The 25,288-nt window shown below is 30.3% G+C and carries 17 protein-coding genes, 1 other RNA gene and 1 riboswitch; of the genes, 3 read left to right on the forward strand and 15 right to left on the reverse strand.

The annotated features are described in order from the left end of the window. Nucleotides 1–12: 12 nt before the first annotated feature. The 13 genes from ACFQZW_RS09525 to ACFQZW_RS09585 all read right to left on the reverse strand — a co-directional run bounded on the left by ACFQZW_RS09525 (nt 13) and on the right by ACFQZW_RS09585 (nt 19,161). A complete protein-coding gene (locus ACFQZW_RS09525) occupies nt 13–2,415 on the reverse strand; it encodes a glycoside hydrolase family 31 protein (RefSeq protein WP_298262988.1) in 2,403 nt (800 codons plus the stop codon). A gap of 137 nt (nt 2,416–2,552) precedes the next feature. Further along, nucleotides 2,553–4,460, reverse strand: a complete 1,908-nt coding sequence (gene glgB, locus ACFQZW_RS09530) for a 1,4-alpha-glucan branching protein GlgB (protein WP_372801751.1) — start codon at nt 4,458–4,460, stop codon at nt 2,553–2,555. A gap of 3 nt (nt 4,461–4,463) precedes the next feature. Further along, entirely contained in the window at nt 4,464–5,729 is a 1,266-nt protein-coding gene (locus ACFQZW_RS09535; protein WP_386782644.1) for a glucose-1-phosphate adenylyltransferase, read from the reverse strand. A 3-nt stretch (nt 5,730–5,732) separates the two neighbouring features. After that, nucleotides 5,733–7,142, reverse strand: coding sequence for a glycogen synthase (locus ACFQZW_RS09540; RefSeq protein WP_372801748.1), 1,410 nt, complete (start codon nt 7,140–7,142; stop codon nt 5,733–5,735). 178 nt (nt 7,143–7,320) lie between these two features. Continuing rightward, on the reverse strand, nt 7,321–9,585 hold the full coding sequence (locus ACFQZW_RS09545; protein WP_298262992.1) for an aconitate hydratase: 2,265 nt from the start codon (nt 9,583–9,585) through the stop codon (nt 7,321–7,323). 177 nt (nt 9,586–9,762) lie between these two features. Next, nucleotides 9,763–10,063, reverse strand: an RNA gene (gene rnpB, locus ACFQZW_RS09550) — RNase P RNA component class A. Nucleotides 10,064–10,221: 158 nt separating this feature from the next. Continuing rightward, a complete protein-coding gene (gene dnaJ, locus ACFQZW_RS09555) occupies nt 10,222–11,352 on the reverse strand; it encodes a molecular chaperone DnaJ (protein ID WP_298262993.1) in 1,131 nt (376 codons plus the stop codon). Nucleotides 11,353–11,363: 11 nt separating this feature from the next. Further along, nucleotides 11,364–11,891 carry a nucleotide exchange factor GrpE gene (locus tag ACFQZW_RS09560; RefSeq protein ID WP_298286235.1) on the reverse strand — a complete coding sequence of 176 codons (528 nt, stop codon included), beginning with the start codon at nt 11,889–11,891 and terminating at the stop codon, nt 11,364–11,366. A 180-nt stretch (nt 11,892–12,071) separates the two neighbouring features. After that, the gene (gene murA, locus ACFQZW_RS09565; protein WP_298262995.1) at nt 12,072–13,379 is read right to left on the reverse strand and encodes a UDP-N-acetylglucosamine 1-carboxyvinyltransferase; all 1,308 of its coding nucleotides are present in this window, start codon (nt 13,377–13,379) and stop codon (nt 12,072–12,074) included. 18 nt (nt 13,380–13,397) lie between these two features. After that, on the reverse strand, nt 13,398–14,012 hold the full coding sequence (locus tag ACFQZW_RS09570) for a DUF4290 domain-containing protein (RefSeq protein WP_298262996.1): 615 nt from the start codon (nt 14,010–14,012) through the stop codon (nt 13,398–13,400). 63 nt (nt 14,013–14,075) lie between these two features. Beyond that, complete coding sequence (locus ACFQZW_RS09575) at nt 14,076–16,403, reverse strand: ATP-dependent helicase (RefSeq protein ID WP_386782649.1); 2,328 nt, start codon at nt 16,401–16,403, stop codon at nt 14,076–14,078. A gap of 67 nt (nt 16,404–16,470) precedes the next feature. After that, the gene (locus ACFQZW_RS09580) at nt 16,471–17,694 is read right to left on the reverse strand and encodes a hypothetical protein (RefSeq protein ID WP_386782651.1); all 1,224 of its coding nucleotides are present in this window, start codon (nt 17,692–17,694) and stop codon (nt 16,471–16,473) included. Nucleotides 17,695–17,799: 105 nt separating this feature from the next. Next, nucleotides 17,800–19,161 (reverse strand): OmpP1/FadL family transporter, encoded by a 1,362-nt coding sequence (locus tag ACFQZW_RS09585; protein ID WP_298262999.1) that lies wholly within the window; start codon nt 19,159–19,161, stop codon nt 17,800–17,802. 270 nt (nt 19,162–19,431) lie between these two features. Between ACFQZW_RS09585 and ACFQZW_RS09590 the strand changes: the two genes are divergently transcribed. After that, complete coding sequence (locus ACFQZW_RS09590) at nt 19,432–19,950, forward strand: DUF7935 family protein (protein WP_367181316.1); 519 nt, start codon at nt 19,432–19,434, stop codon at nt 19,948–19,950. A gap of 50 nt (nt 19,951–20,000) precedes the next feature. Here the strand turns inward: ACFQZW_RS09590 and ACFQZW_RS09595 are convergent, their stop codons facing one another. Continuing rightward, a complete protein-coding gene (locus tag ACFQZW_RS09595) occupies nt 20,001–21,077 on the reverse strand; it encodes a YncE family protein (RefSeq protein WP_298263001.1) in 1,077 nt (358 codons plus the stop codon). 4 nt (nt 21,078–21,081) lie between these two features. Next, complete coding sequence (locus tag ACFQZW_RS09600) at nt 21,082–22,944, reverse strand: TonB-dependent receptor domain-containing protein (protein ID WP_386782655.1); 1,863 nt, start codon at nt 22,942–22,944, stop codon at nt 21,082–21,084. A gap of 27 nt (nt 22,945–22,971) precedes the next feature. Beyond that, a riboswitch (cobalamin riboswitch) is annotated at nt 22,972–23,186 on the reverse strand. A 398-nt stretch (nt 23,187–23,584) separates the two neighbouring features. Here ACFQZW_RS09600 and ACFQZW_RS09605 point away from each other — a divergent pair. Beyond that, complete coding sequence (locus ACFQZW_RS09605) at nt 23,585–24,700, forward strand: ABC transporter substrate-binding protein (protein ID WP_298263003.1); 1,116 nt, start codon at nt 23,585–23,587, stop codon at nt 24,698–24,700. A 19-nt stretch (nt 24,701–24,719) separates the two neighbouring features. Then, nucleotides 24,720–25,280 carry a hypothetical protein gene (locus ACFQZW_RS09610; protein ID WP_372800434.1) on the forward strand — a complete coding sequence of 187 codons (561 nt, stop codon included), beginning with the start codon at nt 24,720–24,722 and terminating at the stop codon, nt 25,278–25,280. The last annotated feature ends 8 nt before the right edge of the window (nt 25,281–25,288 follow it).

Raw genomic sequence — 25,288 nt, forward strand, 5'->3', positions numbered from 1 at the left:
TAAAACTACTTACTATTCTCCTAAAATATATAAGTCTGTAAACTCTTTTGAAATAATTAAACTATTAGTATTGGTTATTATTTTGGAAAAATCAATTTCTTCATTATCCACAACAACTTTTGAAATATTAAAAGGTAGTCCATGTAAATTTAGTTCAAAAGTCTCGTACGAGGTTGTAAATTTTCCAGACTTAAATTGTTGAATTGTTAAAGAATCTTTTTTACCAACTAGCGTAAAGTTTCTTAAGCTAAATCTTCCTTTTTTATAATCATATCCATCGTGAGCATCTTCATAAACTTGAGATTTTTCTTTCCCTAATTTAAAGTAAACATCTAACTTTAGCTCTTTAATTTCAATTTCACCCACATATTGTTGAACTGGATATTTTGGTATAACCGCACCTGCTTTTATAAAAATAGGCATGCTATCAATATCAGCATCCACCCAATTTTCTTTTCCTCCTTTTACCTGTTCATTATTCCAATGATTATACCAATCACCTTTTGGAAAATACATTCTTCTTCCTCTTGCATTTGGTTCTAAAATTGGACAAACTAGTATTTTTTCTCCAAAAATAAATTCATCATTTCTATAATGTGTATGTGGATCTTCTTGATCGAATAAGACCAATGATTTTAAAATAGGAATTCCTTCATTTGCATACCTCCAAAAAGCTGTATATAAATACGGCAGTAATTGGTAACGTAGCTCAATAAATTTTCTAACAATATTTGTTACATTATTATCAAAAGCATAAGGCTCTTGATCACCGTGATCACCAGAAGAATGAGTTCTACAAAATGGGTGAAAAATACCTAATTGAATCCATCGAGTGTATAATTCTCCATTTGGTTGTTCTGCAAAGCCACCAATATCTGAACCTACAAATGAAAAACCAGACATACACATACGTTGTGCTTGAGCATTGGCTATAGACAAATGATCCCAAGAAGCCACATTATCACCTGTCCAAGTTGAACAATACCGCTGAGTTCCTGAATATGCAGCTCTGGTAATTGCAAAAGGTCTTTTTGGATAAGAGAATTTTTTTAGGCCATGGTACGTAGCTCTTGCCATTTGCATTCCATATACATTGTGAGCTTTTCTATGACTACAATGGTTTCCATCATAATTATGACGCACATCGTCTGGAAATGTTTTTCCAGGCACATCCATCACTGCTGGTTCATTCATATCATTCCAAACACCTTTTACACCAATGTCCTCAATTAATTCTTTAAATAAGTTTGACCACCATTCTCTTACTTCAGGGTTTGTAAAATCTGGAAAATAACACTCGCCTGGCCATACTTTTCCTTTCATATAGGGGCCATCTGCCCTTTTACAAAAGTAATCGTTTGCTAAACCTTCTTTAAAAACACTATATTCATTATCTATTTTAATTCCAGGATCTATAATTGCAATGGTTTTAAATCCATCATCAGCTAACTCTTTTACCATTCGTTTTGGATCAGGAAAGTAGTCTTTATTCCACGTAAAGCATCTAAAACCATCCATATAATCAATATCTAAATAAATAGCATCACAAGGAATTTTAAGCTTTCTAAATGTGCTTGTAATTTCTTTTACTTTAGCTTCAGGATAATAACTCCACTTACATTGATGATATCCTAGCGCCCATAATGGGGGAAGTTCATGTGGCTTTCCTGTTAAATCGGTATAATTAGATACTACATCAGCCATATCTGGCCCATAAATAAAGTAGTAATTCATTTCACCTCCTTGAGCCCAAAAACTTGTAATATTTCTTCGCTCTTGACAAAAATCAAAAAAGGAACGAAACGTATTGTCAAAAAATATCCCATAAGCTTTCTTATGATGCAAACCTGTATAAAAAGGTATGGTTTTATAAATAGGATCTGTTGTTCTACCAAATGCGTAAGAATCTGTTACCCAATTTTCAAAACGCTTACCTTTTAAATTATTTTGCACAGGTTTATCACCTAATCCAAAATAACTTTCTCCATCTTGAGCTACTTTTGACATTTTTACGATATCTCCTCCATATTCATAACTCTCTTCCCAATGAAAACCTAACTCATCTTCACAAATAAGACTTTTATCTTTAACATCAAAAATGGAAGTTCTCATATCTAACTTAGAAATATGACAAATTAATTTGGAAGTTGTAATAATATAATTTTTATCATCTTCCTCAATTTCTAGATGATTAAATCCTTTACTTGCATATTTAGTGATGGCGTATGAAAAATCATTTTCAAAAATACTGGTTGTAGTATATCTAAATCGCAGTACACTATCTCTTTCAATTGTTAATTGTAAAACAACATTATTTTCACTAGTGAAATAAAGTGTATCAACATCTTTTTTATAGGCTATTATTTTTGATGGAAATAAATTTCCTTTGTATTCTAATTCTGTATTTAAAATCATAGATTATATAATTAAATCAAAGTGCAAACCTACTAAAATTTAGCACTTTATTTGAACTCTTTTTATTAAAAATACACCTATAATTTTAATGAATTGTTAAAATTATAGGTGTTATATTTTATAAATTAAAATTGTTATTATTTAATTTTGAAAATGGCAATTCCTAAAGGAGGAAGTGTTATTTCAGCAGCATATTTTTTTCCATTCCAAACTTCTTTTTTTATAGTAATTTGCTTAGAATTAATAACACCACTACCTCCAAATTTTTTAGCATCACTATTAAATATTTCTTTTAATTTTCCTTTTTTTGGTACTCCAATTTTATATTTTTGATGTAATATGGGGGTAAAATTACAAACAACAATAATCTCATTTTCAATATTTTGACCTTTTCTTATATAAGAAATTACGGCATTCTCAGTATCATCAAAGCTAATCCATTCAAACCCATCATTATCAAAAGATTTTTCAAATAATTCAGGTGTTGTTTTGTAAAACTTATTTAATTCTTTAAAATAGTTCTGTAATTTTTTATGAGGCTCAAATCCTAATAAGTTCCAATCTAAACTTTGTTGAAAATTCCATTCTTCATATTGCCCAAATTCACCACCCATAAACAACAATTTTGTTCCTGGATGTGTAAACATATATCCATAAAGTAACCTTAAATTTGCAAAACGTTGCCACTCATCGCCAGGTAACCTACTTAAAATTGATTTTTTGCCATACACTACTTCATCATGAGATAATGGTAACATAAAATTTTCTGTAAAAGCATAAGCCAAACTAAAAGTAATCTCATTTTGATGGTATTTTCTATAAATTGGATCTTTAGAAAAATATTGAAGGGTATCGTGCATCCAGCCCATCATCCATTTCATTCCAAATCCTAAACCACCCATAAAAGTAGGTTTAGAAACCATTGGAAATGCTGTTGATTCTTCAGCAATGGTTTGAACATCTGGGAAAGATTTATAAACCTCTTCGTTTAATTCTTTTAAAAATGAAATTGCAGCTAAATTTTCATTGGTTCCATACTCGTTAGGTTCCCACTCACCCTCTTCTCTAGAATAATCTAAAAATAGCATTGATGCAACTGCATCAACACGCAATCCATCTGCATGATATTGATCTAACCAAAAAATTGCATTGCTTATTAAAAACGAACGAACTTCGTTTCGTTCATAATTAAAAATTAAACTTTTCCAATCTTGATGATATCCTTTTCTTTTATCGGGATGTTCATATAAATGAGAGCCGTCAAAAAAGCCTAATCCGTGAGCATCTTCAGGAAAATGTGAAGGCACCCAATCTAAGATAATTCCAATGCCGTTTTCATGTAGTTTATCAACCAAATATTTAAATTCATCAGGATAACCAAAACGAGATGTTGGAGCAAAATAACCTGTTAATTGATATCCCCAAGAGGGCTCATAAGGATATTCCATAATTGGCATCAACTCAACGTGGGTAAAATTCATCTCTTTTACGTAGTTTACCAACTCATCTGCTAACTCAAAATAAGATAAAAAACGATCTTCTTCTAAATGTCTTTTCCAAGATCCTAAATGAACTTCATAAACAGAGTAAGGCGCATTTAGTGCATTGTGTTTTTTTCTGGTTTTCATCCAGCTTTTATCTTTCCACTGATAATTATCTTCCCAAACTATAGATGCCGTTTTTGGTGGATGCTCGAACCTGCGTGCATAAGGATCAGCTTTTTCTGAAATATATCCATTATTGTTGGAGTGAATTTTATATTTATAAGCCATTCCTTTTTCAACAAAAGGAATAAATCCTTCCCAAATGCCCGAAGAATCCCACCGAACATTTAATGGATGCTCACCATCTTGCCAATGATTAAAATCTCCAATTACAGAAACTTGTTTAGCGCTTGGTGCCCAAACAGCAAAATAAACTCCTTCAATTCCATTAACCGTTGTTAAATGGGATCCAAATTTTTCATACAATCTATAATGCTTTCCTGCTTTAAATAAACTAATATCAAAATCTGTAAATAGACTGTATACTGTTACGTTTGTCATATATTATATGGTAAATCCGTTAGGTATAATTGCTCCTTTTTTTACAACTACAATACCATCTCTTACAGCATAGCTATCTGTTTCAACATCATCTAAATGTCTGCCTCCTTTAATACGAACATCATCACCAATACAACAGTTTTTATCTAAAATCGCATTTTTTATAAAACAACGTGCTCCAATTCCCATAGATGGCTTTGAGCTATCAATAATGTCTTCTAAAGATTGATAAAAATCACTACCCATCATATAGGTATTAATTACTGTAGATTCTTTATCAATTCTAGACCTAATTCCTATTACTGAATGTTCAATTTTACCAGCATTTATAATACAACCTTCAGCAATTACTGTTTTATCTAAATTAGTACCTGAAACTTTAGTTGTAGGCAACATACGTGCTCTTGTATAAATTCGTTTTTCTCTGCTATATAAGTTAAACTTTGGAAAATCATCTGTCAAACCTAAATTTGCTTCAAAAAATGAATCAATATTCCCAATATCTGTCCAATATCCTTCGTACTGATGACTTATTACTTTATGTTTGTCGATATTTTGAGGAATAATTTCTTTTCCAAAATCTATGGTAGTTTCATCATCCATTAATGTTTCAATTAGCTTTCTATTAAATACATAAATTCCCATTGAAGCTAAGTAATTTCTACCTTCGTTTTTCATTTCTTCACTCACAGGTGAAGTCCAATCTGGTAATAAAGAAGCATCTGGTTTTTCTATAAAGGAGGTAATTTCATCTTTTTCATTTGTTTTTAAAATCCCAAAAGAAGTAGCATCTTTAGCATTTACAGGTATGGTAGCAATCGAAATTTGAGCTTTATTTTTAACATGTTTTTTTATCATATCATTGAAATCCATTTGATACAATTGATCTCCTGATAAGATTAACATATAATCGTATTCTAATTTTTTAAAATGATGCATACTTTGACGTACAGCATCAGCGGTTCCTTGAAACCATCCTTTATTATGTGGAGTTTGTTCAGCTGCTAATACATCTACAAAAGCAGAACTGAAAAAACTAAAATGATACGTGTTTTTTATATGTCGATTTAACGATGCTGAATTAAATTGGGTAAGTACAAACATTCTTTTTATTTCAGAATTTATACAATTTGAAATTGGAATATCTACCAATCTGTACTTCCCAGCTATAGGTACGGCAGGTTTTGAACGTGCTTGAGTTAAAGGGTGTAATCTTGAACCTTGCCCTCCACCTAATATAATTGCTAATACTTTGCTACTTAATGACATAATTTATAAATTTAATGTTCTATATAATTTTATATATGATGTTGCTGACGCATTCCAAGAATGGTCTATTTCCATCATTTGTTTTCTTAGTTGTTTAAATTTTGTTTGGTCTTTGTATAGTTCTACTCCTCTATCAACTGCATTTGTTATTTCTTCTACAGTAACTTCATTATGACAAATACCAAACCCATTTTCTTTAGAAATATCGATAACTGTATCTTTTAAACCACCTATACTTCTAACAATTGGAATGGTTCCATACCTTAAAGCATATAATTGATTTAATCCACAAGGTTCAACTCTTGAAGGCATTAATAAAAAATCTGCTCCGGCATAAATTATATGTGATAATTTTTCATCGTAACCAATAAATGCATTGTAACTACCAATATAATCTTTTTTTAATTCATTTAATTGATATTCTACAGATTGCATCCCCGACCCTAATAATAATATTGTTTTAGTTGTTTTTTGAAGTGATTTTTTAAAAACGTCAGGAAATAAATCTGCTCCTTTTTCTCCCACTAATCTACCTATAAATGCAAATAAAGGTTTTTCAATATCTAAGTTAAATTGATTACATAACCACTTTTTATTCTCTTTTCTACCAGATTGTACTGTAGTTTTTTTATAATTTTTAATTAAATAGGCATCGGTTTCAGGATTCCAAACCTCCCAATCAATTCCATTTAAAATACCAATACATTTAGCACTTTCATGACTTAATAAACTTTCCAAACCATTTGCTGAAATTTTTAATTCTTCCATATAACTTGGCGAAACAGTAGTAACTCTCCAAGCACATTTTATGGCTGCAGCAAGTGGATTTATAGAACCTCCCCAATCTAACAAACCAACATTATTAAAATTAAAAGCAGGTACTAACCCAACTTTATCATGAGAAAACCATCCTTGGTATTGCGCATTATGAATGGTGAAAACCGTAGGAATCATAGAAAGCTTATGATATACATAAGATTGCGACATCATAAAAGGAACTAATCCTGTATGGTGATCGTGACAATGTACAATTGTAGGTTTTTGTTTTAAAGTTAACACCCAATTTAAAGTAGCTATTTGAAATGCTAAAAATCGATTGGTGTCATCATTCGAATACACATAGTCTGTAAATAATAACTTTGGAATATCAACAAAAAATAATTCGAATCCCAATTTATTATTTTTAAGTTTTAAAATTTTATAGGTATAAATGACATCATCAAAAAGCATTTCAGCATCAAAAACAGATGAAAACTCATTGTTTTTAGTAAAATTATTATTGTAGAAAGGCATTACAACCTGAGCTACAATTTTTGATGAATTTTGATATTTTGGTAAGGCTCCAACTACATCTGCTAAGCCTCCTACTTTGGCCACAGGATAACATTCGGCACTGATATGAAGTATTTTCACTAGCTAAAATTTTAGTCTAAAAAGTTACAAAATTTAACTCAAAAATATTTCTTTTTTTACGAAAACGTTAGCGCTACAATTCAAATTTAACTTTAAAATAATACTTCTTAAATTCTGTAAAAAAAAAGAGAAGGTTAAACCTTCTCTTTTTAAATTTATTTAGAACTTAAAATCATTATTAATTTGCATTTTCTTTTTTTATTAAATTTAAAGCTGATCCTTCTTTAAACCAATCTATTTGACCTTGATTATAGGTATGATTTAAATAAATAACATCTTTTGAACCATCAGAATGTACTAATTCTAAAGTCAATTGTTTTCCAGGAGCAAATTCATTTAAATCTAAAAAATTGAAAGTATCGTCTTCTTGAATTAAATCATAATCCGTTTCATTTGCAAAAGTTAAACCTAACATTCCTTGCTTTTTAAGGTTTGTTTCATGTATACGAGCAAAAGATTTTACAATGACTGCGGCAACTCCTAAATGACGCGGTTCCATTGCGGCATGCTCTCTTGAAGATCCCTCTCCATAATTATGATCACCCACAACTACAGAATAAACTCCAGCTGCTTTGTAGGCTCTAGCCGTGTCTGGAACAGCTCCAAACTCATCTGTCAACTGGTTTTTAACTTTGTTGGTTTTCATGTTAAAGGCATTTACAGCACCAATTAGACAGTTATTAGAAATATTGTCTAAATGACCTCTAAATCTTAACCAAGGTCCTGCCATAGAAATATGATCAGTTGTACATTTACCATGAGCTTTAATTAATAATTTTGCATCTTTAACCTCATTTCCAATAGGTTTAAAAGGAGTTAGTAATTGAAGTCTTTCAGACGTAGGACTTACTTTAACTTCAATTCCAGAACCATCAGCCATTGGTGCTACAAAACCTGCATCTTCAACATCAAAACCTTTTGGTGGTAATTCAAAACCTGTTGGTTCCTCAAATTTAACTTCTTCTCCATTTTTATTGATTAAAGTATCCGTAACAGGGTTGAAATCTAATTTTCCAGAAATTGCTATGGCTGCAACCATTTCTGGCGAAGCTACAAAAGCATGTGTATTTGGATTTCCATCAGCTCTTTTAGAGAAGTTTCTATTAAAAGAGTGAATAATGGTGTTTTTCTCTTGCTTCTCTGCACCTTCTCTAGACCATTGCCCAATACAAGGTCCGCAAGCATTGGTAAATATTTTTGCATTTAAATCTTCAAAAATATCTAATAAGCCATCTCTTTCAGCTGTAAATCTAACTTGCTCAGAACCTGGGTTAATTCCAAATTCAGCCTTTGCTACAATTCCTTTATCAACGGCTTGCTTGGCTACAGAAGCTGCTCTAGATAAATCTTCGTAAGAAGAATTAGTACAAGAACCTATCAATCCCCAATCCACTTTTAAAGGCCAATCATTTTTTATTGCTTTTTCAGTCATTTCACCAACAGGAGTAGCCAAATCTGGTGTAAAAGGACCATTTAAATGTGGTTTTAATTCGGATAAGTTAATTTCAATAACCTCATCAAAATATTGTTCTGGATTAGCATAAACTTCATCATCACCAGTTAAATACGATGCTATTTTATTTGCTTCATCAGCAACCTCATCACGTCCAGTTGCTCTTAAGTATCTTTCCATTGAGTCATCATAACCAAATGTGGAAGTTGTAGCACCAATTTCAGCACCCATATTACAGATGGTACCTTTACCAGTAGCTGACATTGATTTTGCTCCTTCTCCAAAATACTCTACAATACATCCTGTACCTCCTTTTACCGTTAAAATACCTGCCACTTTTAAAATAACATCTTTCGGAGCAGTCCATCCTGAAAGTTTTCCAGTTAATTTAACTCCAATTAATTTGGGGAATTTCAACTCCCAAGGCATCCCAGCCATCACATCTACAGCATCAGCCCCACCAACACCAATAGCAACCATTCCTAATCCACCAGCATTTACTGTATGAGAATCTGTTCCAATCATCATTCCACCTGGAAATGCATAGTTTTCCAAAACAACTTGATGAATAATACCTGCTCCAGGTTTCCAAAAACCAATTCCATATTTATTTGATACTGATGCTAAAAAATTAAAAACTTCACTACTATTGTTTAAAGCATTTTGCAAATCTTTATCGGCTCCAATTTTAGCTTGAATTAAATGATCACAATGTACTGTAGTTGGAACGGCTACTTTACTTTTTCCAGCTTGCATAAATTGGAGTAATGCCATTTGAGCAGTAGCATCTTGGCAAGCAATTCTGTCTGGAGCAAAATCTACATAATCTTTTCCTCTAACAAAAGAAGATGTTGCCTTTCCATCCCATAAATGATTGTATAATATTTTTTCAGCCAACGTTAACGGTTTTCCTACTATATTTCTAGCAGCATCAACTCTCTCAGTCATTCTATTGTAAACACCTTTAATCATTTCAATATCAAAAGCCATATCTATTTAATTTTATTTAGTTATTTATGCTCGCGAAGTTACAAAAAATGCAGCTTTGAATTAAAAAATTCAGTACATCAAACCAATTTTTAAAGATATAAATACTTAAAATATCTTTTTTTTTGAAAACTATAAAAAAGACTTACGAAAACGTTATAAATATTAAGAATATGATAAAAATTAAGTAGGTCTATAAGCCGGATTTTGTACTTTAAAAAGTTCTTATCATTTATCTAGACTATAAATTACTCTATAGTTCTATCTGCCTACCCCTTGAAATAGAGCGAGTAACTCTAAAATTTCAATATACATGGCATTTCACCGCATAGAGTTTACCTGGTTTCACTACAGCCAAACTGTACTTGCTTTCTGTTGCACTTGTCCTCAACTTACGTTGGACGGATGTTATCCGCTATGCTACTCTGTGTTGTCCGGACTTTCCTCTTCGAATACACGAAGCGATAAGACGACCTACTTAATTTTGCAAAATTACGTTAAATATTGCGATAAAAAAACCCACTCAAAATTTGAGTGGGAAAATTGCTATGAAAAAGAAAAAGTGTTGTTAGATATTTCACTAACAACGTTTCAAAGATATATTATTTTTTATAAAAAAAATATTTTTTTTTCATTTTTTTATGAAAACATATCCTTCACTTTTTCAAAAAATGATTTATCAAATTTTGAAGGGTTTGGTTTAAAATGATCGTCATCTATTGAGCTTTCAAAAAACTTTTTTTGATCTTTTGAAAGACTCTGCGGAGTCCAAACATTTACATGGACTAATAAATCTCCATTTCCATAATGATCTATACTTGGTAATCCTTTACCTCTTAACCTTAAAATTTTTCCAGATTGAGTTCCTGGTTCAATTTTAATTTTCACCTTCCCTGAAACGGTATCTATATTTTTACTAACACCTAAAACTGCTTCAGAAAAATTAATATATAAATCATAATGAAGGTTAGTTCCTTCACGTTTTAAAGTTTCATGAGCAGTTTCTTCAATAACAACAATTAAATCTCCATCAACAGAGTTATTTCCTGGCGCAGCATTCCCCTTTCCATTAACTTTTAATTGAACTCCTTCGGTTACACCAGCTGGAATTTTTATAGAAACTGTTTCTTCTTTAAATTCTAACCCACTAGAATCTGCCCCTTTAGGCTGTTTATCTAGCATTTCTCCTGCTCCGTGACAAGATGGACAAGTTGAAGCTGACTGCATACGTCCCAAAATTGTATTGGTAACACGCATAACCTGACCAGTTCCATTACAGGTAGTACATGTTTTAAAAGTAGCACCAGCGGCCTTAACCTTTCTCCTAACCTTTACTTTTTTCTCAACTCCTTTGGCTATTTCTTCTAAATTTAGTTTTACCCTAATTCGCAAATTACTACCCTTTACTCGTGCTCTTCCTCTAGAACCTCCTCCAAAGCCTCCAAAGCCTCCACCACCAAATGCTCCTCCAAAAATATCTCCGAATTGGCTAAATATATCTTCCATATTCATACCACCTCCACCGAATCCACCAGCTCCGTGACCTCCTTCAAAAGCTGCATGACCATATTGATCATATCTCGCTTTTTTATTTTCATCACTTAAAACTTCATAAGCTTCAGCTGCTTTTTTAAAATTTTCTTCAGCTGCTTTATCTCCAGGATTTTTATCTGGATGATATTTAATAGCCATCTTGCGATAAGCTTTTTTAATCTCAGCAGGTGTAGCATTTTTAGAAATTCCTAATATTTCGTAATAATCTTGCTTCATTCTTTGTCTTATTATTGTCCAACAACCACTTTAGGGTATCTTATAACTTTATCACCTAATTTATAGCCTTGTTCAATTACATCAATAATTTTTCCTTTTAAATCATCGGAAGGAGCTGGTATTTGAGTTATTGCTTCATGCAATTCAACATCAAAAGCTTCTCCTTGTTCCACTTTAATAGCATTTAATCCCTTCTGAGTTAAAGAATTTTTAAGTTTGTTATTAATCAGTTCCATCCCTTTTAATAACTCTTTATCTTTTGCTTTCTTAATTTCGGCTAAACCTCTATCAAAATCATCTAAAATTGGCAATAAAACTGTCATAAGTTCCTCGTTGGCAGTTTTAAATAATTCTATACGTTCTCTAGAAGTGCGTTTTTTGTAATTTTCAAATTCTGCGAACAAACGTAAAAATTTTTCTTTTTCTTGGGAAACTTCATTTTTTAATTGCTCTTCAACACTAATTTCCTGTGTTTCTTCTTGTTTAAGATTTTTATCCTTTACATCCTTTTCTTCGGAGGTGTCTTTCTTTTTACTCATAATTTTCTTTTAAAAAAATTTCAACTTTATAAGCAGCAAAAGTATTGCCATTTTTTAATTTATGCCAATATGACATTTAAAATTATTTTAAACTTAAATGTTATTAAAATTTATTGATTTTTTGAAGGTGTAAATACTTCAATATATTTTGAATTGAGTAACGTTATTACTATTGAATATTTAATCTACTCTAGTAATTTTTGCTCCAATGGCTTGTAAACGTTTATCAATATTTTGATAACCACGATCTATTTGTTCAATATTATGAATTGTACTCGTTCCTTTAGCAGAAAGAGCTGCAATTAACAAGGAAATTCCTGCTCTGATATCAGGTGAGGTCATTGTAGTTGCTTTTAAGCTAGATTCATGATTCATTCCTATAACTGTAGCTCTATGTGGATCGCAAAGTATAACTTTTGCTCCCATATCAATTAGTTTATCTACAAAAAACAAACGACTTTCAAACATTTTTTGATGAATTAATACGCTTCCTTTAGCTTGTGTGGCCACTACTAAAATAATACTTAACAAATCTGGAGTAAAACCAGGCCAAGGAGCATCAGAAATTGTTAAAATTGACCCATCAATAAAGTTTTGAATTTCATAACTTTCTTGTTCCGGAATAAAAATATCATCTCCTCTTAATTCTAAGTTAATCCCCATTTTTTTAAATACACGCGGAATTACTCCTAAATCATCCCAACTTACATTTTTAATGGTTAATGAAGATTTGGTCATTGCTGCCATCCCAATCCAACTACCAATTTCTATCATATCAGGTAAAATAACATGCGTACATCCATCTAATTTTTCTACACCTTCAATAATCAATAAGTTTGAGCCAACTCCTCTTATTTTGGCTCCCATACTATTGAGCATTTTACATAGTTGTTGCAAATAAGGCTCACAAGCAGCATTATAAATGGTTGTTATTCCTTTTGCCATTACAGCTGCCATTACAATATTTGCAGTACCAGTAACTGAAGCTTCATCTAACAACATATTTGTTCCTATGAGTTGAGTAGCTTCAACACCATAAAATTTTTCGTCTTTATTATATCTAAAAGTGGCTCCAAGTTTAATGAATCCTTCAAAATGGGTATCTAATCTTCTGCGTCCAATTTTATCTCCTCCTGGGCGTGGAATATATCCTTTACCAAAACGAGCTAATAATGGCCCAACTATCATAATAGATCCACGTAATGAACTTCCGTCTTTTTTAAATTTTTCAGATTCTAAATAATCTAAATCTAATTCATCCGCTTGAAATGAATAAGTATCTTGATTAATTTTTTCAACTTTTACTCCAAGTTCACTTAAAATAAAAATTAATTTATTTACATCTCTTATATCTGGAACATTGCTAATTATAACTTTTTCAGCAGTTAATAAAACAGCACAAATTACTTGAAGCGCTTCATTTTTTGCTCCTTGTGGAGTGATTTCTCCACTTAATTTATGACCTCCTTCAATAACAAATGTTGACATTTTGATAATATTTTTAGATTAATTTTTTTTCTTCTGTCTTGATTTTCCAGCAGCTGATTTTCTTTTTCGCATTAAATCTTTCACTTCTGATAATGCTTCATTACTATCAAATAAATCAATTTTATTATTGGATAACTCCTTTAGATGCTTGAAAATAACTTTATCCTCTACAGTATCTTTATTCCAATTTAAATAACACTTTTTCATATGATTAGCAATGGCAAAATATAGGGCTTCACGAGCTTCACCTTCTTCCCAAGTTAAAGCCGTATCAATCATAGTTTGAATATTTTTTCCATAAAACCGATATTTGGAAGCTGCTTTTGGATAAGCCAAAGGTTCAGGCTTTGCTTGCAACTCTTCTTTTGAAGGTTTTTCATATGGAGATTCTACTTCTAGCTTAAAATCTGACATGATGAATAATTGATCCCAAAGTTTGTGCTTAAAGTCTGGTACATCTCTTAAATGAGGTTGTAAATTCCCCATCACATCAACAATAGCTTTTGCCATTTTGTTGCGTTCTTCAACTTCTTCTAATGCTACGCAGTGATCCACTAATTTTTGGATATGACGACCATATTCTGGGATAATTAAATGTGGTCTTTCCCCATTGTATTCTAAATCAAATTCCATGTATCTATTCTTCTATTTTATTTATGCAAATTACAATATAAATATTGGTTTTACAATGTTATTTTAGCTTATAATTGTGAGTTTTGCAAATTGCAATAGCAACTTTTTAACACCTACAGATGCAAATCTTATTTCTGCTTTTTGATTGGCTCCAGTACCTTCTATACTTAAAACCTCGCCTTTGCCAAACTTTGTATGTTCAACGATATTACCTACAGTTATATTGTTGTCAAATAAATTTGAATTTGAAACTTTTGTTTTGGTAATTTTTTTTAATTTTTTAGGAGGCCTAAATTCGACTTTTGCTGTAGCAGCTTTTTTTATTGGTGTTCGTTGGATTGGTTTTTTAAAACGAATTTTATTTTGAGGAACACTTCCAAAAATATCTTCATTTATGTATTTATTTTGAACAGGTTCTTGCCTTTTTTCAGTTAAATACTCTAAATATTTATCATCTATTTCTTCCAAAAACCTACTTGGCTCACAATCCACCAATTTTCCCCAACGATAACGTGTTTGTGCATAGCTTAAATAAGCTTGTTGTTCGGCTCTTGTAAGGGCTACATAAAACAAGCGGCGTTCTTCTTCTAGTTCACTTCTCGTATTCATACTCATTGCTGAAGGAAATAAATTTTCTTCTAAACCAACAATATAAACATAAGGAAACTCTAGCCCTTTTGCTAAATGAATCGTCATTAATGAAATTCTTGGTGTATCGTCTTTCTTTTCACTATCAAAGTCGGTTGCTAGAGCAACATCTTCTAAGAAAAACGCCAAAGAATCATCTTCTTCTTTTTGTTTCTGTTCTTCAATAAAGTCTTTAATTCCATTTAACAATTCCTGAACATTCTCCACTTTACTCACTCCTTCTGGAGTTCCATCACTTTCTAAATCACGAATGAGTCGAGTTTGTTTTACCACTAAATCTGCAACTTCAAATGCATTTTTAGATTGAGCTTCAATTTGAAAATGCTGAATCATAGTTACAAAATTATTCAGCTTAGTTTTGGTTCCTCCGTTGATATTAATATCGTAATTATTTAAATTGGTTAACAATTCAAAAATCGACTTTTTATAATGGTTTGCAGCTACGGAGAGTTTATCTATGGTAGTAGTTCCAATACCTCTTGCTGGGTAATTAATAACACGCTTTAAAGCTTCTTCATCTTTTGGATTTATTAGCAAACGCAAATATGCAAGGGTATCTTTAATTTCTTTACGTTGGTAAAAGGATAACCCACCGTATATTTTATATTTGATATCTTTTTTTCGAAGTGCATCTTCAATTGCTCTAGATTGAGCATTGGTTCTATATAAAATAGCAAAGTCTGAATTTTTAAGTTGTAAATTCATTTTGTTTTCAAAAATAGAACTTGCTACAAATCTGCCTTCTTCCGCTTCTGTATAGGTTCTCATCACCTTTACTTTTGGACCTGCACTATTTTCTGTCCAAACTTCTTTATCTAACTTGGTTTTATTTTTTTCAATAACACTATTTGCTGCTTGAACAATATTATTGGTAGATCGATAGTTTTGTTCTAATTTAAAAATATCTACATTTTCATAATCTCTTTGAAAATTTAAAATATTTTGAATATTGGCTCCTCTAAATGCATAAATACTCTGCGAATCATCTCCCACAACACAAATATTTTGGAATCTGTCGGCAAGTGCTCTTACAATTAAATATTGAGAATGATTGGTATCTTGGTACTCATCTACTAAAATATACTTAAAACGGTCTTGATATTTTGCTAAAACTGCAGGAAAACGGGTAAGTAATTCATTAGTTCTTAATAATAAGTCATCAAAATCCATCGCTCCAGCTTTAAAACACCGTTCAACATATTGATGATAAATTTCACCCATTTTTGGTCTGTGAGCCATCTTATCAGCTTCAATCAATTCAGGATCATTAAAATAAGCTTTTACCGTAATCAAGCTATTTTTAAAAGATGAAATTCTACTTAACACTTGTTTTGGTTTGTACTTATCTTTATCCAATTGCATTTCTTTAATAATAGAAGAAAGCAATCTAACAGCATCTTGTGTATCGTATATGGTAAAATTTGAAGGATATCCTAAATGATGACCTTCAGATCGTAATATTCTAGCAAATACCGAGTGAAACGTACCCATCCATAAATTTTTAGCTTCAGATGAACCAACCACTTCTGCAATTCGATTTTTCATTTCACGAGCTGCTTTATTTGTAAAAGTTAATGCTAAAATATTAAATGGATCTATTTTTTGATTCATCAAATGTGCTATTCTATACGTAAGCACACGGGTTTTTCCGGAGCCTGCTCCAGCTATAATTATCATTGGTCCGTTTTTGTGCAAAACAGCCGCTTTTTGAGATTCATTTAAGTTTTTTAAGTAAGTAGACACAGGAATTCTTTAAAAATTCAAAAGTACTATTCCAAATTAAGTTAGACAATAAAAGTTATTGACAATATTAATTTTCTAGTTTACTTCTTTTAAATTGTTGAATAAAAATAACAACTAAACTCATTACCAATAAACCACTAAAAAATAACACCCATAAATTATAATGAGGTAAAGGATTTAATTTTAAAAGAAGTAAAAAACCCTGTATAAAAAACAAGAGTTCCGTACAAAACACAGTGCATAAAAAAACGTAAATACCAACTTTTGAGAATTTATAAAAATTGAAAATTTTTAATTGATTTAATATAAAAAACAATAAAGCACTCATAAATGCTAAAGTAAATAAATGAAGGTATCCTATGATAAAGTAAGGCTTTAAAGCTAATGACTTTTCAACAAAATATGGAAATGAGGAAAAAACTTGAATAATTATTTTTAATGCATAAGCAATTACGCTAAATTTTAATAGTATTCTTAAAATAAAATTCCATCTATTATTTTTAAATATTAGTTTAAGTATGTTTAACAAATAAAGTAAAGAAATTAATTGAAGTATTGAAGCTGCAAAACCAATAACATAAAAAATCACATGCACATCACTCCATAAAATAGATAAAGCATAAGCTGGTATGCAAGCACTATTTAAGTAAACAAAAAAAGCATTTTGTGTTTTTTTTGATATTTGAATACCCTCATTTTCAATCAATTTAAATAATATTCCAAACAAGGCAAAAACAAAAAAGCCGTTGTATAAAAAATGTAAATAAAAATAAATGGTATTGTAATACAAATCGGTTTTACCTTGAGTAACCATTACTACAGCAATAAACCATGTAGCCAAACTAGAAAGCAAGTAATAATAAATTCCAAATTTTACTAATTTAGTTGCTACTGATTGTTCTTTAATATCTTTTAATATTTTAAATGACACCACATAAGTTGCTATTCCAAAAACTGAAAGTAATACTATAGAAAAAACCTTATAACCTCCTATAGGAAAACTAATTAACATTCCTGTAGCAGTAGTGTAAATTATTAGAAAACAAAATTTATACAATTGATGCTTTTGAAGCTTAACAGAAGTAAATAATTTTAAAATTACACCAATTACCGCTAAATAACCCCAACCTAAAAAAGCAACATGTGAATGACTTTGCAATATGTTTTTGTATGGAAATGAACCTACTGGAAATGTAAAATTCCATCGAATTAAAAACCCATATACTGCAGCAATTATGAATAATGCAAATGCATATAAAAAAATAAATTTAGAATTTAGTTTAAGAATCATTTGTAAAATCTTTTTTTTACAAATAAACAAGATTTTTAATTATCCTTTAAATTTAAAGCAAAAAAAAGCGGCTTTTTAAAAGCCGCTTTAAAGTTTATTTGATATTTATTTGCTAAATGTATAGGTTAATCCTAGCATAATCATATCAGTTGTCATTTCATAACCAACTTTAGTTCCTGGTATTGCTCCATAAGGATTAGAAGCAGAAGCCATCATTGGATTCATCAACTGTCCTTCGGTTTTACCATCACTAGCACCATGGTGGTAAACTCCATTCAAGGTAAAATTATCATTAAAGTGATAACCAAAACCTAATTGAAATGCATTAGCTATAACTGCTGTTGCTGGAATAGAATAAAATGCTAATTCTTCATCAATTGGATTACTACTATAAGTATAACCAATTCTTAAAGGTAGTTTTTCAATCCCTTTGTATTGAAAACCAACAGAGACAATATCAATATTTTTCCAACCAAAACCTTGTACAGAACCTGTTTGAGTCCAGCCTTTAGCTTCAAAACCTTCCGTATTTTCATAATCTACCATTCTATAATCTATAGCAAAATCAATGGTTTCATTAGAATAACCTGCACCAAAAGAAAGTATTGCAGGATAATCCATTTGGAAAATCGCATCTGGTGCTGAAGAACCATCTAAATAGGTGTTTTTAAACTCAAAATCATCAAAAGTTTGAGCTGTTTTATACGAAGCTCCTAATTTAAATCCACTAGCTGAATTATAAAACATTCCAAATTGTGCACCATAACCTATTGCACTCGCTTTATCACTTACTGGATAACCTTTTGTTGGACTAGGAGAAGAAATTGGGTTCGGAGCTAATTCCAATGCTGCATAATTAATAGTTGGCTGAATACCAATTGAAAAATTATCAGAAATTTCGTAAGCCCAAGCTAAGCCCACTTGTAATAACATATAATCAGATTCTACATGTCCAAAACCGTTCATATTTTGAGGAAAGTTTATTGGGTTTGAATCATTAGGATTCCAACTCGGATTTGGATTTCCATTTATGTCAGCTGGCAAACTAGTTTCTTGCGGAAAAGTAACACCAAAACCACTAATACCAAATGCTGAAACTCCAAAAGTATGTTTACTATCTTCTTTACCCCAAACCATTGCTAATGCTGGCATAGGTGATACTCCTCTATCGTCTTTTGTTACACCTGAAACTGCTGGTGATCCTTGCCACATCATATTTGCAGGAAGACTAGAACTTAATTCAGGAGATGAAAAGAAAGCTCCAATATCAAAATTTAAGATTTTATTATCGAATACTGAAATTGTAGCGGGATTCCATTGTAATGCCCCACTAATGTCTAATGGCTGCGCTGTAGAAGCTCCACCCATAGACATATTTACAGCTCCAACACCTTGCATAATGTGACCTGCTTGTGCAAAAGAAGCTGTGGTAAAAAGTACTACTGCTAATTTTAATAATTTTTTCATAATTGTGATGTTTATTAATGACGTTTTCATTTTTTGAAACAATATTTGTAAAGTCAATTATTGTCCTTTGCTTATTTTAATACATCAAAGCTACAGGGTTTGCCTTTTTTAGATACTGACAATTATCATTAAATACCATTTGCTTTGTAACAACTGTTACAAAGCAAAAAAAATAACAAAATATGCTTTTTAAGAATTTAAATAATCTAAAAATTGTGATTATTTAAATACAAATAATACTTTTGATATTTATATATACAATTTATGGAAATGACTAAATTTATAGAATTATTAAGCTATACAATACCAACAATTGTAACTGGTTTTGTAGCCTATTATTTTTTTAAAACTTACACAAAAACAGAAGAAAATAAAATACAGCTCTCCATTTTAAAAGCAAATCAAAAACAAGCGTTACCTATAAAACTTCAAGCCTATGAAAGAATGACGTTGTACTTGGAACGAATTAATCCTTCAAAATTAATTTTAAGAATTAATTCTGTAAATAATGATAAAGAAGCCTATTTACAAAGTTTAATAAATACCATTGAACTTGAATTTGAACATAATTTAGCACAACAAATTTATATTTCAGAGAAGTGTTGGAGTGTTATTATTACTTCAAAAAATGCAACCGTACATATCTTTAAAAAAACAGCTGAGTTAAATACTGTTAGCAATGCTCAAGAATTAAGAGAAGCCATTTTAAAAAGGATGTTAGAAACTCCTCCTCCATCTACAACTGCTTTGGCATTTATTAAAGATGAAGTTAGGAAGTATATCAACTAAAAAAAGGAGGTAAACCCTCCTTTTTTTAGTTGATATACTAATTAATAATATTAATTAAAATAAACTTTAGAAGCTCCTATTGGTGCCGCAAAAGAATTTATTTTTTCCTTTGTATTTGAACTGTAAACGTCTAGCTTACTTTGAGCAGTAAAACTTGCATCTAATAAAAACAAATAACTATCATTCACCTCAATCCCATATAAATTTGTAGCTGCTGCATCTAAAAATTCTGTTGTAGGTAATGTAGATGCGTCAGATGCAACTTTATATATCTTGCTTCCTAAATTATAATAGAAATAACTTCCATCAAATGTTAATAAACTTGGAAATTGTCCATTTTCAAATATTAATTCAGAAATAATATTATTAGAAACGGTACTAATTTTAGTTATAGAAACTGGCGTTTTTTCATTTGCAGTCCAGTCTGGATTGTAAGATAACGTAAGACCTTCACAAAGGACTACTAAATTACCTGCATTGTCAAAAAATAATTCATCAGGGTTATCTTTTACTGTAATTTCAGTAGTTGTTTCAGATGCAATATCAATAACAGTAATTATATTATTAGTTGTATAAGCTCCTTTATGAGAAACATAAAGCTTACCATTATTTGCAACTATACGTTCTGGACCATTTCCAACCGAGATAGTTTTTGTTACTTCAAAAGTATTTAAATCTACAACAGCAATATAATCATCATCAACATCTGCTCCATAAGCACCTTCAGCCCAATTTGTTACATAACCTTTATCACCAGCTATAGCCATATATCTAGGTTTTTTTAAATCCGTTGTAATTTCTCCAACTTTTTCAAAAGTATATCTGTTAACTACAGTTATTGTATTTTGGTTATCTACAACTATGTAAGCATTTTCATTATCAAAAGCCATAGATTGTAAATAAACTCCTAAATCATTATTATTTACTTTTTTATAGATTAGACTTTCGGTTGTAGAAAAATCATTAGACACATAGTAAATGGATCCTGAAGGTCCACCTTCACCTGATATAAGTATCCCATTTTCATAAGCTCCTTTAGGTTCTTGAACATCGTCATCATCATTAGTACACGATACAAAGATGACGCTTAATAAAAATATACTAAGCAAAAAATTACTGATTTTCATTCTTTTAAAATTTATAGTTTATATTAAAGTTTATATTTCTGTTTGGCATAGGTCTACCTGGCAAAACTTGGTAAGTTTTATTAAATACATTGTTTATTTTAAACCCAAATTGTAATTCTTTTTTTAGGTTTTTAATTAAGTTATAACTACCTCCAAAATTTCCAATATTAAATGAAGGCATAGCGTAAGAATCAATAATATCTTTAGTAGTATATACTTTACCATTGAATAAATGCTGGTAGTAAAAATTTATTCTTTTAAATGAATAACTAATACTACTGTTCAACAAATGTTTAGGCACATAAGGTATAAAATCATTCGTTTTTTTATCCTTAGCAATTGTATAGCTATAATTTGTATTCAAATCAATATAGTGTTTCACAAAATTTATGGAATAAGTTGTACTGATTTCTAATCCTTTATTTACAACTTTATCAATATTTATTGGAGTCCATACCCCTGGCCTATCAGGGTCACCACCAGGAGTCCATACAATTTTATCTTTAGCATCAATATAAAATGCGCCTAAATCAATTTTAAACTGATTATTTTTATACCCTACACCTATTTCACCTTGTAAAGAAGATTCGGGAATTAAGTTTTTGTTTCCCAGTGCTGGCCAATACAAATCGTTATAACTTGGTACTCTGTAATTTTTTGAACCATTTGTTCTTACAAATGTATTTCTTAAAGGTTTTATTTGAATACCTAAAGCAAAAACAAAAGGAACATTGTATTCTGAATTGAAGTCTTTTCTAACTTTAGCATTTAAGGAAGCTAAATTTTTATACCGTTGATTGTAAATAAGTGATTGAGAAAATTGAGCTCGGTTTTTAGTAGCTATTTGATCTGTTTTACCATCAACAGATTCAAATTCGGAAAATGATTCAATGCTTGAATTTGATGAAATTTTATAACTAAAATCATAATTAATTAAGTATCTTTTAGATTTTCCAAAATTATAATCCTCTTTATTTTTGTCAGCAAAATAACGATATTCTTGAGTTAAGTAAGCTAACTTTAAGTTGTGTGTAGCTGTTTTTTTATGATAATTAAAATTTACTAAATTTCTAAAACTAAAGTCTTTATATTTTTCTTTAGCAGCAGATGGGTTTGGTAATTGCCCTGAAAAATGTCGAACCCCGTTATACTTGGAACTAAAAAAACTAATTTTTGTAAAATCATTAATTTTTTGAGCTATGCTAAAATTAAAATCTCTTTGTTGATAAGCACCATTTTCATTTTCTAAATTATAATCTAACCATTTGTAATTATTTTTTGAGGTATTATACGCTGCACCTAATTTAATAGCAGTTGTTTCACTACCAAAAGAGTATTTATATAAATTATGAAATGTTTGATAACTACCTACCGTTGAAATTACTTGATGTTTACTATAAGCTCCAAAACCAAGTTCATTATTTAAATGAATTGTTCCACCAACAGCACCAGACCCAAACTCAATACTACCACCACCACTTCTTACATTTATATTATCAAATAAACTAATATTCAACGAGTTAAATTCTGTTTGTCCATTATTAATTGAATTGATATTAATTCCATTCCAAATCACAGCTGTATTGGATGCACTAGTTCCTCTAAAACTTGCAGAACTTGTTCCGCCAGCTCCATATTCTTTAATATAAATTGGTGTGTTAAATCGCAATAAAGATGTAAATGAAGTTGCATTTTTTGCAATTATAGAATCTGTTAAATCAAGAACTTTAAGTCCCTTTGAGTGTTTGTAAAGTTTTACACTTTGTAAATTCACCACCTTCAGAGTTACAATAGTATCTTTTTGTGAATATACACATAAACTACTTAAAAAAAATCCAAAAAATAATACTTTGTTATATAGTTTCATTGTTAATTTACTTTTGTCCCGAAAGCATTAATTAATTTAGATTTGGCAGGTCTCCTGGCTTGCGTATTGTTATTCACCTTCCCATTCAAAATTTAGAACAGTGGTAAAAGTTTAATAACAATCATCAAATTTAATTTGACTAAGCTTACAGTTGCGGGTACAGCTTCGGATTTTAACCGAATTCCCATTTTAACTTTAATTATACCGTTGTATAATTAAGAACCATAATCTGGTGCAAATGTAATTAAATAAGATTAATTAGTATCATTTAAATTCTTAAAATATTACATTTGCCAAAATTTTTTACGCAGTGATTTATTATATCACTGGTGGTGGGCACTCAAGGAAAAGTAATTACACGTTTAAATTTTCGAAATTCCAAAATTTGGGATGAAGGTTTTAAAAAAGTTGAGAGACATCAATTTGATCGTAATGATACTTAGAAAATTATTTAACATTATCCAGTCATCAAAAAAATAGAAAAGAAATAACTCATAAAATAAATTTTAGAAACAAACCCTTTATTTTATTAAGTTCATCAGAAAAACAGCAAATATCCTTCGTCAATAGTCTTAAAATTAAATAACTATTTAAATTTAAAAAACAAAACAATACTTTTAAAGTACTTTAAAACTAACTTATGAAATTTATCTTAAAAATAGCTTCCATGGCAATCATAAGCCTTCTTCTAGCTGCTTGTAATTCCAAAAATGAAAAGTCTCAAAAAAAACTACAAACATCTACCATTAAATATGCAAAAGGATTTGACATTCAACATTTTGAATCCTATTCAAAACTTATTATAAAAACTCCATATCAAAACTCAAATGACACTTTTGAATTTATTTTAACCAAACAACCTAAAAATGATAATGAGTTGCAAATACCCCTAAAAAAAATTGTGGTAACAAGTACAACCCATATTCCAATGCTTGAATTATTAAATGCTGAAAATAAGTTGATTGGTTTCCCTAATACAGATTTTGTTTCTTCAGAAAAAACAAGGAGATTAATTAATAATGGGCAAATTGTTGAATTAGGTAATTCTGAAAACATCAATACTGAATTACTTATAGATATCAAACCTGAAGTTGTTGTAGGTTTTACATTAAATAGTAATAATAAAATGTATGCCAATATTGAAAGAATGGGAATTCCTGTTATTTTTAATGGAGATTGGCTTGAAGAAACCCCTTTAGGCAGAGCTGAATGGATTAAATTTTTTGGACTTTTATTCGATAAAAGTAAACAAGCCGACAGTATTTTTAATCAAATTGAAAAAAATTATTTAACAGCAAAAAGCATAGCTTTAAAATCTAAAAATAAACCCATAGTACTTTCCGGTGGTTTGTATAAAGATGTTTGGTATTTACCTGCAGGAGAAAGTTTTGAAGCCTCCTTTTTAAAAGATGCAAACACCAACTATTTATGGCAAAACTCTAAAGGAAAAGGAAGTTTAGCGTTAAATATTGAAAGTGTTTTTGAAAAAGGAAAAGATGCTGATATTTGGCTTTCTCCTGGATTTTATAAAAACATAAAAGAACTTGAAGAAGGAAATAGCATCTATTCTAGCTTTAAAGCATATCAAAATCAGCAAATTTATTCTTACTCAAATAACATTGGTGAAACAGGAGGTATCATGTATTTTGAACTTTCACCAACTAGGCCTGATCTTGTTTTAAAAGATATTATTAAAATTACACACCCTGAGTTATTAACTGATTATGAGCTTACTTTTTTTGAAAAATTAAATTAAATAACAACATTCCAACACTATGAAAAAATTACATCCTAAATCAACTTTAGATGAACTTTGTTATCCTTTTATTTATGAAGATTCTTATAAATGTGACTATGAAATTTTAACCGATGAATTAACTCGTATGGTGGGTTGGGCAATAGACGAATTAGGTAATTTAAGACTTCGATACGACAAAAGTTATGAATTAAAAACTTTAGAAACTGAATTAAATTGGATATTACCTCTATGCTACCATCTTAACGGATCTATAAGAGGAAAACTAGCTATTGAAGAAAGTGACCATCAACAATTACTTAAAATTTATACTAGAATTAAAACGGTTACTAAAGAATCTATTTCAAGTTTTGTTTTGCCAGGAGGTTGTTCACCCGTTGGAATTTTAAATCAATGTTCCTCATTATCCAAAAAAGCCATACGTTTAATGGTTAAAATTAACAATGAGGAAGCCAAGGAAGTTCCTCATATATTACCCAAATTTGCCAATGTGTTGTGTAATTATTTTTTTGCAGCAACAATTTTAATCAATCAAGAAACTGGATTTAAAGAAACACCTTTTAAAAGCAAAAGCTATTAATAGTACAT

It is taken from the genome of Lutibacter aestuarii (assembly GCF_042676885.1).
In the GTDB taxonomy this organism is placed as follows: domain Bacteria; phylum Bacteroidota; class Bacteroidia; order Flavobacteriales; family Flavobacteriaceae; genus Lutibacter; species Lutibacter aestuarii.

Coding starts and splice junctions, on each gene's coding strand:
- ACFQZW_RS09590 (WP_367181316.1), top strand. CDS start 19,432: ATGACTAAATTTATAGAATTATTAAGCTATACAATACCAACAATTGTA.
- ACFQZW_RS09605 (WP_298263003.1), top strand. CDS start 23,585: ATGAAATTTATCTTAAAAATAGCTTCCATGGCAATCATAAGCCTTCTT.
- ACFQZW_RS09570 (WP_298262996.1), bottom strand. CDS start 14,012: ATGGAATTTGATTTAGAATACAATGGGGAAAGACCACATTTAATTATC.
- ACFQZW_RS09545 (WP_298262992.1), bottom strand. CDS start 9,585: ATGGCTTTTGATATTGAAATGATTAAAGGTGTTTACAATAGAATGACT.
- ACFQZW_RS09560 (WP_298286235.1), bottom strand. CDS start 11,891: ATGAGTAAAAAGAAAGACACCTCCGAAGAAAAGGATGTAAAGGATAAA.
- ACFQZW_RS09595 (WP_298263001.1), bottom strand. CDS start 21,077: ATGAAAATCAGTAATTTTTTGCTTAGTATATTTTTATTAAGCGTCATC.
- murA (WP_298262995.1), bottom strand. CDS start 13,379: ATGTCAACATTTGTTATTGAAGGAGGTCATAAATTAAGTGGAGAAATC.
- ACFQZW_RS09525 (WP_298262988.1), bottom strand. CDS start 2,415: ATGATTTTAAATACAGAATTAGAATACAAAGGAAATTTATTTCCATCA.
- glgB (WP_372801751.1), bottom strand. CDS start 4,460: ATGACAAACGTAACAGTATACAGTCTATTTACAGATTTTGATATTAGT.
- ACFQZW_RS09600 (WP_386782655.1), bottom strand. CDS start 22,944: ATGAAACTATATAACAAAGTATTATTTTTTGGATTTTTTTTAAGTAGT.
- ACFQZW_RS09610 (WP_372800434.1), top strand. CDS start 24,720: ATGAAAAAATTACATCCTAAATCAACTTTAGATGAACTTTGTTATCCT.
- ACFQZW_RS09585 (WP_298262999.1), bottom strand. CDS start 19,161: ATGAAAAAATTATTAAAATTAGCAGTAGTACTTTTTACCACAGCTTCT.
- ACFQZW_RS09535 (WP_386782644.1), bottom strand. CDS start 5,729: ATGTCATTAAGTAGCAAAGTATTAGCAATTATATTAGGTGGAGGGCAA.
- dnaJ (WP_298262993.1), bottom strand. CDS start 11,352: ATGAAGCAAGATTATTACGAAATATTAGGAATTTCTAAAAATGCTACA.
- ACFQZW_RS09580 (WP_386782651.1), bottom strand. CDS start 17,694: ATGATTCTTAAACTAAATTCTAAATTTATTTTTTTATATGCATTTGCA.